This window comes from Bacillus sp. JJ1521, assembly GCF_036965165.1.
Lineage (GTDB): Bacteria > Bacillota > Bacilli > Bacillales > Bacillaceae_L > Ferdinandcohnia.
Genome location: NZ_JBALOX010000116.1, coordinates 12390 through 18170 on the forward strand (window position 1 = coordinate 12390; position 5781 = coordinate 18170).

At 38.5% G+C, this 5781-nt stretch carries 8 protein-coding genes and 1 pseudogene; all 9 read left to right on the forward strand.

What is annotated here, in order from left to right:
* Positions 1-78: 78 nt before the first annotated feature.
* Positions 79-1002 carry a stage III sporulation protein AA gene (spoIIIAA, locus tag V7147_RS15990; RefSeq protein ID WP_335368830.1) on the forward strand — a complete coding sequence of 308 codons (924 nt, stop codon included), beginning with the start codon at positions 79-81 and terminating at the stop codon, positions 1000-1002.
* On the forward strand, positions 1003-1518 hold the full coding sequence (gene spoIIIAB / locus V7147_RS15995; RefSeq protein ID WP_335368831.1) for a stage III sporulation protein SpoIIIAB: 516 nt from the start codon (positions 1003-1005) through the stop codon (positions 1516-1518).
* 15 nt (positions 1519-1533) lie between these two features.
* Complete coding sequence (gene spoIIIAC / locus V7147_RS16000) at positions 1534-1740, forward strand: stage III sporulation protein AC (protein WP_010284588.1); 207 nt, start codon at positions 1534-1536, stop codon at positions 1738-1740.
* Positions 1741-1754: 14 nt separating this feature from the next.
* Positions 1755-2144 carry a stage III sporulation protein AD gene (spoIIIAD, locus tag V7147_RS16005; protein ID WP_083849220.1) on the forward strand — a complete coding sequence of 130 codons (390 nt, stop codon included), beginning with the start codon at positions 1755-1757 and terminating at the stop codon, positions 2142-2144.
* 36 nt (positions 2145-2180) lie between these two features.
* Positions 2181-3377, forward strand: coding sequence for a stage III sporulation protein AE (spoIIIAE, locus tag V7147_RS16010; RefSeq protein WP_335368832.1), 1197 nt, complete (start codon positions 2181-2183; stop codon positions 3375-3377).
* A gap of 138 nt (positions 3378-3515) precedes the next feature.
* Positions 3516-4166 (forward strand): stage III sporulation protein AF, encoded by a 651-nt coding sequence (spoIIIAF, locus tag V7147_RS16015; RefSeq protein ID WP_335368833.1) that lies wholly within the window; start codon positions 3516-3518, stop codon positions 4164-4166.
* Entirely contained in the window at positions 4167-4838 is a 672-nt protein-coding gene (spoIIIAG, locus tag V7147_RS16020) for a stage III sporulation protein AG (protein WP_335368834.1), read from the forward strand.
* Between the two features lies 1 nt (position 4839).
* Entirely contained in the window at positions 4840-5445 is a 606-nt protein-coding gene (locus tag V7147_RS16025; RefSeq protein ID WP_335368835.1) for a SpoIIIAH-like family protein, read from the forward strand.
* Positions 5446-5665: 220 nt separating this feature from the next.
* Positions 5666-5781, forward strand: a pseudogene (locus tag V7147_RS16030) (acetyl-CoA carboxylase biotin carboxyl carrier protein); the annotation flags it as partial.

Below are 5781 nucleotides of genomic sequence, written 5' to 3' on the forward strand. Positions count from 1 at the left end.
GCCACAGGACGTGGCGTTTTCACCGACGTGGTCCTTTTCGTCCTCCTTTTTGAACACTGCCATTTAGGAGTTTACTAAATGAAAGAAATAGTCGAGGTTTTACCAAAATCAATCGCAAATCTAATAGCCAAGTATCCTCCAGAACGAACAGACAAAATGGAAGAAATCCGTATTAGGGTCTCAAGACCTCTTGAAATTATCGAGAATGGAATCCCGATATTCCATAGTTATATCGTGACAAGTGAAGACGCCATTCAGCTTCTCAACAAGTTAGGGCAATACTCGATTTATACACTTGAAGAGGAATTGAAGCGGGGATATGTCACAATCCAGGGCGGCCATCGAGTGGGACTAGCTGGTAAGGTGATCACCGAAAATGGAATGGTTAAAGCCATTCGCGATGTAACTTCCTTCAATATTCGGGTTGCCAAACAAAAAATTGGTGTTGCTGCACCGCTTGCACCATACCTTTATGATACGTATTGGAAAAACACCATCATCATAGGTCCGCCGCAAACAGGTAAAACAACTTTACTAAGGGATCTTGCACGTATGATCAGTTCTGGAATTGAAACCAGACGCATTCCCGCAATGAAGGTTGGAATCGTGGATGAGCGTTCCGAGATTGCCGGGTGTGTAAAAGGTGTTCCACAGGCATCCCTAGGACCAAGGGTTGATGTCCTAGATGCTTGTCCGAAGGCAGAGGGCATGATGATGATGATTCGATCGATGAGCCCAGATGTATTAATAGTCGACGAGATTGGTAGAGAGGAAGACAGTCAGGCAATTATGGAAGCTGTTAATGCAGGCGTAAGTTTAATTGTCACCGCACATGGTCATCAAATTTCCGATCTTCTGAAGCGCCCTTCTTTAGAAAAAATAATTAAAGCAGGCGTTATCGAAAGATTTGTCGAGCTATCTCGCACAAAAGGTCCAGGTACTATCAAAGCGATTCTTGGTCCATCTGGAAAGCAACTTTTACCAAAAGCGAGCGTGACCTAAATGATAAAAATAATTGGAGCAATTTTAATATTACTTGCAACAACATGGACTGGATTTGAGGCGGCCCGCAGATTAAGTGAGAGACCGCGCCAGTTGAGAATGCTTAAAACAGCTTTGCAATCACTAGAAGCGGAGATTATGTATGGACATGTTCCATTAATTGATGTCGCTACCCATCTTTCAAGACAAATTCCGAAGCCGGTTTCTTATTTTTTCGAAGGATTTGCAGAACGGCTTCAAACTGGCGAGGTCAGTGTAAAGGTTGCTTGGGATGAAAGTCTGAAAGAGGTGTCCAAATTGACCGCTTTTCATCAAGGAGAAATTGAAATTCTTCAGCAGTTTGGCGAGACGCTTGGGCAGCATGACAGAACATCACAGCAAAAGCATATTTTACTTGCTATTACCCACCTTGAACGAGAAGAAAGCGAAGCAAAAGATAGGCAATTGCGTTATGAAAAAATGGTGAAAAGCCTGGGCTTTTTGTCAGGATTATTAGTAGTCATTTTATTGATTTAGGGGGAGAAGAAGCGCATGGGAGTGGATGTAAATATTATTTTTCAAATAGCCGGTGTAGGAATTGTGGTTGCCTTTCTCCATACAATCCTAGATCAGATGGGTAAGAAGGAATATGCCCAGTGGGTTACTCTATTGGGATTCATCTATATCCTGTTTATGGTCGCAACAATCGTAGAGGACCTCTTTAAAAAGATTAAAGCCGTATTCCTTTTTCAGGGGTAAGGAGGGGATGAGCGATTGAGATTATACAAATCGTTGGATTAGGTCTAATCGGGACCTTTCTGGCACTCATTGTAAAAGAACAAAAACCAACCTTTGCCTTTATGCTTGTCGTGTTTATTGGCTGTGTGATTTTTCTCTTTTTAGTTGGAGAAATCTCGGATATCATTCGGATGCTTGAGAAGGTTGCGATTAATGCAAATGTGAACACTGTTTATGTGGAAACCATTCTGAAGATCATCGGAATTGCCTACATCGCTGAATTTGGAGCACAGATTACAAAGGATGCAGGTCAAGGATCAATTGCCTCAAAGATTGAACTCGGAGGAAAAATTTTAATTTTAGCAATGGCGATACCAATTCTAACAGTTTTAATCGAAACAATCATTGGACTTATTCCTAGTTAAATCTATTGAAATGAACGTTTCAAGGGGGTGGTTGGTGTGACCGGTAGTAGAGTCTTTTCTTTTCTAGTTTTATTGCTTTTCTTTTTTTCTTTACCTCAATTTGTACAAGCCTCACCCTCACAGCAGGAAATCATCGACAATCAAATTCAAAACCAGGTTGAGGAACAGTTAGAAACCCTCGGCATCGACGAAATAAAACAATTTTGGGACGAAATCGTAACGGAATATGGCGGATATTTACCCGAAAGTCAAAAGGGGAGTTTACTAGAGTTTATTCGAGGTGAGAAGGAGCTCTCATTGAAGGAGTGGCTGCTTGGACTCGTCAAATTCGTGTTCCATGAGTTAATAGCTAATGGAAAGCTTCTTAGCACATTAATCATGCTTACGATTTTTAGCATGTTTTTACAAACACTTCAAAATTCATTTGAGAAAAGTACTGTCAGCAAGGTTGCTTATTCGATTGTCTACATGGTATTAATCATCATCGCGTTAAATAGCTTTCGAGTTGCGATCATGTACACCGAGGAAGCCATCCAGTCGATGATTAATTTTATCTTAGCACTTGTGCCTATATTGCTAGCGTTGGTGGCATCATCAGGTGGAATTGCATCAGCGGCATTTTTCCACCCACTGATCTTATTTTTAATGAATACAAGCGGACTTCTTATTTCATATATCGTTTTACCACTGTTATTCATGGCAGCATTACTGAGCATTGTGAGTACTTTAAGTGAACAGCATAAGGTGACACAGCTTGCCCAGTTATTAAGGAATGTGAGTATCGGAATAATTGGTGTCTTCTTAACCATTTTTCTTGGCGTTATATCCGTGCAGGGCACCACGACAGCGGTTGCAGATGGAATAACGATTCGGACGGCTAAGTTTATTACTGGTAATTTTATACCTGTCATTGGTCGAATGTTCACTGATGCCACTGATACCGTTATAAGTGCTTCGGTTCTTTTAAAAAATACAGTTGGGATCTTCGGAGTGGTTATTCTTCTGTTAATTGCTGCGTTCCCAGCGATTAAAGTGCTTTCCTTAGCCATCATTTATAAACTGGCAGCGGCCCTTTTACAACCACTTGGAGGGGGACCTGTCATTAAATGTTTAGATATTATCAGTAAAAGCGTTATTTATATTTTTGCAGCATTAGCAATCGTGTCACTGATGTTTTTTCTGAGTATCACGGTCATTGTTGCAGCCGGAAACCTGACATTGATGGTTAGATGAAATGCGCAAGCGCCTTGAATAGCCCCGACAAGCACAAGATGAGCTGGCTAGAAGGTTGTACTTTGACCTTCTCGACAGATTAGCTTGTGACCTCGAGGGGCTAGGCGCTGGAGCTGGACATTAAAAAACGTCTAGGAGGTGAGGACACTGAGCTTTATTGCTGAATGGATAACGAATATTATTTTGTTTATTTTGCTTGCCACGATTGTGGACATGTTATTGCCCAGTTCGAGTATGCAAAAATACGTGAAAATGGTAACAGGGTTGTTATTAATCTTAATCATCTTAACTCCGTTGTTCTCCCTTTTTAAATCAGATTTGGATCAAGCCTTGTTAAATATGAATCTAAAACCAGTTCAAACAGAAAAAAATCTAGAAAATTTAATAGATTTGAAGAAAAAAGAAATACAAGCCTCACAACGTGCATATGCTTTAGAAACAGTGCAAGTCCAAATACGAAACGATATTGAAGAGGAGTTGGTAAAGAAACAATCAAATCTAATAGTTCAAGATGTAAAAATACACCTATCTAGTGAAGCCTATAAAAATGAAGCTGTTACTTATGATGACATTCAATCAATTGAGGTGTTGTTATCAGACAAGACAGCTCAACCTAATGATGTACCAGTAATCAAAACAGTTGAGATCGATACCTCCAAACAGATTGAACCAGTGCACAAAGAAGTGGATCAGACCAACATTAAAGCTATTAGAAAATCAATAGCTTCAACGCTAGAAATTGACTCAGAAAAAATCGTAGTCACTGTGGAAGGGGGGAAAGAGTCGTAGATGGAAAAGAACAAAGGAATTTTAAACACAATCAAAGGGTTGTTTTCCGGGTCTAAGGATGAACCACCAGATAAAAAAGGAAACAAAAAAAACCAATATTTCCTACTTTTATTGGGAGTTGGAATAGTCTTTATGTTAATTAGTAATCTATTTCCAGGTAACAAACCCTCACCTTCTGTTATGACAGCATCTTCATCAGAAGTAAGTGCAAAGGATGAGCCAGCATTTGGTAATAAGAAGGATGAGCTGACAATGGCAATTTCAGAATATGAGGATCGTTATGAAAACGAGCTCAAGGAGGCACTTGAAGCCATTGCTGGAGTAGAAGATGTGATTGTATCGGTTAGTGTAGATGCTACTGAAACAAAAATACTTGAAAAAAACACCGTAACCCAAAGCCAAATCACTAATGAGGAGGATAGGGATGGTGGAAAACGACAAGTAGAGGATATAACAACCGATGAGCAAGTTGTCATCATCCGCAGTGGTGATTCAGAAACACCACTCATTCTAAAAATTGAAAAGCCAGAAATTCGAAGTGTTCTAATTGTTGCTAAGGGTGTTGAGAACGCGAAAATCAAACAAATGGTAATAGAGGCAGTTACAAAAGGATTTGATGTTCCAAATCATAAAGTTGCAGTTGTACCAAGGAAAACGAAGGGGGATTCATAAAATGTTATTGAAAAAACAAACGGTATGGTTATTAACAATGTTAAGTCTAGTTGTGGTGTTGTCAGTCTATTATATTACAACGCCTGAAAACAAAAATAATAATGTGGCAATGGAACAGGAAGAACAAAAGGACCAAAAGGGCAATGAAAAAGAAAATATGGAAACATCGACTGAAACTAAAGACGGTACAAATGTTACCGTACAAGAAGATGAAGATGGGAATGTCATTTCTTCTATTTCCAGTGATGATTTATTTACTGAATTACGTCTTGAAATTGACGAGCATCGCAGTAAATTAAGAAGCACGCTAGAAGCACAGACAGCCTCATCAGAACTTACTGCAGATCAAAAAAATAAAGCATTTGATGATCTGAAAAAGCTTGATGATATTCAAACAAAAGAGAAAATTATTGAAACGATGATAAAAAGCAATGACTATGAAGATGCTCTTGTTCGTGTAGAGGGTGACAAAATTAAAATTACTGTTAAATCAAAGGACAGCTCCAAGAAACAAGCTAATGAAATTCTACGCCTTGTTCGCAGTGAGTTAGGTGAACTTCAAAATGTTGCCGTTGAATTTGAATTATCGGCTAAAAAAGATAAATAATGATATCGAAAGCACGGTAAAAATGCCGTGCTTTTTTTGTTTTTTAATAAAAATATGAAATTAAGGGAAGGTTTTGATATGATTTAATCACTGTTGGGGACGTTTTCAATAAAAAATCTTCGCAAAATATTGAAATGAACCTTTTAAGTATCGTATCATAGTTAGTATGTGGTACTAATACTAGCAATAAATTTTGAGTTAATCACAAGGAGTGTAACAAATGTTAAAAATCCAAGAGCTACGTGAGCTTATTAAGTTAGTTAATGATTCAAATATTGATGAGTTTTCATATGAAGGTGAAGGCTCAAAAATTAAAATGAAAAAAAATAAAGAAAC